The following is a 2,500-nucleotide window of genomic DNA, read 5'->3' as shown; positions in this document are numbered from 1 at the left end:
CCCACACGAATTACTTAATGCTAATTTTTAAAGAACTTTGCTTCGTTTCTCTCGAAGCGGGCTGCGCATTCTAATGATTTAAGCTTCGGTGTCAATAACTAAATTCAAACTTTTTTTATGAATTTTGTTTTTGACTGAAAGCTTGATCAAAAATCAACAGCTTACACTTATATGAAAAAACCCCGACCGCGTAAGCGATCGGGGTTTTAGAATAAGAGCTTGACGATGACCTACTCTCACATGGGGAAGCCCCACACTACCATCGGCGATGCTGCGTTTCACTTCTGAGTTCGGAATGGATTCAGGTGGTTCCACAGCTCTATTGTCGTCAAGCAAACTTGTATGCATTGTGGTCGTCTTACGATGTCTGCGACTACGTTGCAAATAAGGTTGGATACATGAGTTTTTTTAAGTTGTTCACCTAAAAAGAGATTCTCTAACGAACCGGCGGCTGCCGATTGTTCTTTACTCTGTTTTATTCAGAGTTGGCTTGTTAACACAACCAGTTTGGGTGTTATATGGTCAAGCCTCACGGGCAATTAGTACAAGTTAGCTCAACGCCTCACAACGCTTACACACCTTGCCTATCAACCAGGTAGTCTTCCTGGGCCCTACAGGGAACTCGAAGTTCCAGTGAGATCTCATCTTGAAGGGGGCTTCCCGCTTAGATGCTTTCAGCGGTTATCCTGTCCGAACGTAGCTACCGGGCAATGCCATTGGCATGACAACCCGAACACCAGAGGTTCGTCCACTCCGGTCCTCTCGTACTAGGAGCAGCTCTTCTCAAATCTCAAACGCCCACGGCAGATAGGGACCGAACTGTCTCACGACGTTCTAAACCCAGCTCGCGTACCACTTTAAATGGCGAACAGCCATACCCTTGGGACCGGCTTCAGCCCCAGGATGTGATGAGCCGACATCGAGGTGCCAAACACCGCCGTCGATGTGAACTCTTGGGCGGTATCAGCCTGTTATCCCCGGAGTACCTTTTATCCGTTGAGCGATGGCCCTTCCATACAGAACCACCGGATCACTATGACCTACTTTCGTACCTGCTCGACGTGTCTGTCTCGCAGTTAAGCCGGCTTATGCCATTGCACTAACCTCCTGATGTCCGACCAGGATTAGCCGACCTTCGTGCTCCTCCGTTACTCTTTGGGAGGAGACCGCCCCAGTCAAACTACCCACCACACAGTGTCCTCGATCCAGATAATGGACCTGAGTTAGAACCCCAAATTGACCAGGCTGGTATTTCAAGATTGGCTCCACCGAATCTGGCGATCCGGCTTCAAAGCCTCCCAGCTATCCTACACAAGCCAATTCAAAGTTCACTGTGAAGCTATAGTAAAGGTTCACGGGGTCTTTCCGTCTAGCCGCGGGAACGCAGCATCTTAACTGCGAATTCAATTTCACTGAGTCTCGGGTGGAGACAGTGTGGCCGTCGTTACGCCATTCGTGCAGGTCGGAACTTACCCGACAAGGAATTTCGCTACCTTAGGACCGTTATAGTTACGGCCGCCGTTTACCGGGGCTTCGATCAAGAGCTTCGCAGATGCTAACCCCATCAATTAACCTTCCGGCACCGGGCAGGCGTCACACCCTATACGTCCACTTTCGTGTTTGCAGAGTGCTGTGTTTTTAATAAACAGTCGCAGCCACCTGGTATCTTCGACCGGCCAGAGCTTACGGAGCAAGTCCTTCACCCTAGCCGGCGCACCTTCTCCCGAAGTTACGGTGCCATTTTGCCTAGTTCCTTCACCCGAGTTCTCTCAAGCGCCTTGGTATTCTCTACCTACCCACCTGTGTCGGTTTAGAGTACGGTTTCTTTGTAGCTGAAGCTTAGAGGATTTTCCTGGAAGCATGGCATCGACCACTTCGGACTCCGTAGAGTCACCGTCATCACGTCTCGGCATTGAAGACCCGGATTTGCCTAAGTCTTCTGCCTACCAGCTTAAACACGGACAACCAACGCCGTGCTGGCCTAGCCTTCTCCGTCCCCCCATCGCACTACAAACAAGTACAGGAATATTAACCTGTTTCCCATCGACTACGCTTCTCAGCCTCGCCTTAGGGTCCGACTAACCCTGCCCCGATTAACGTTGGACAGGAACCCTTGGGTTTCCGGCGAGGGAGTTTTTCACTCCCTTTATCGTTACTCATGTCAGCATTCGCACTTCTGATACCTCCAGCCTGGTTCACACCTTGACCTTCAACGGCTTACAGAACGCTCCTCTACCATGCACAAAGTGCATCCGTAGCTTCGGTGTACAGTTTGAGCCCCGTTATATCTTCCGCGCAGGCCGACTCGACTAGTGAGCTATTACGCTTTCTTTAAAGGGTGGCTGCTTCTAAGCCAACCTCCTAGCTGTTTTAGCCTTCCCACATCGTTTCCCACTTAACTGTAACTTTGGGACCTTAGCTGACGGTCTGGGTTGTTTCCCTTTCCACGACGGACGTTAGCACCCGCCGTGTGTCTCCCGTGATTGAACTCATGGGTATT

The 2,500-nt window shown here is 50.4% G+C and carries 2 rRNA genes (1 of these 2 running past the window's edge); both read right to left on the bottom strand.

The features are described 5' to 3' along the window. Positions 1–217 precede the first annotated feature (217 nt). Positions 218–333 (bottom strand): 5S ribosomal RNA (rrf, locus tag ACOQOZ_RS15700). A 185-nt stretch (positions 334–518) separates the two neighbouring features. Next, positions 519–2,500, bottom strand: a 23S ribosomal RNA gene (locus ACOQOZ_RS15695) (it continues 906 nt past the right edge of the window).

Origin of the sequence: Bacterioplanoides sp. (assembly GCF_965219715.1) — a bacterium.
GTDB lineage: Bacteria > Pseudomonadota > Gammaproteobacteria > Pseudomonadales > Oceanobacteraceae > Bacterioplanoides.
The sequence above is the reverse complement of the archived record's forward strand: the minus strand, read 5'-3'. Positions and strand labels throughout refer to the sequence as shown.